Below are 230 nucleotides of genomic sequence, written 5' to 3' on the forward strand. Positions count from 1 at the left end.
ACACGCATGCCCATCTCTATCCCATTAATGTTTGATCATTGAATAATGCCATTCTGTGATTTTATGCGGTATTAATCCGGATTTCTCCGGGCTATCCCCCAGATAAAGGTAGGTTGCATACGCGTTACGCACCCGTGCGCCGGTCTCAAGTAAGCAAGCCTACTCTACCCCTCGACTTGCATGTATTAGGCCTGCCGCTAGCGTTCATCCTGAGCCATGATCAAACTCTT

The 230-nt window shown here is 48.3% G+C and carries 1 rRNA gene; it reads right to left on the minus strand.

The features are described 5' to 3' along the window. Window positions 1-230 (minus strand): 16S ribosomal RNA (locus DT057_RS35260); the annotation flags it as partial.

This window comes from Methylobacterium crusticola (genome assembly GCF_003574465.1).
GTDB classification, from domain to species: Bacteria; Pseudomonadota; Alphaproteobacteria; order Rhizobiales; family Beijerinckiaceae; genus Methylobacterium; species Methylobacterium crusticola.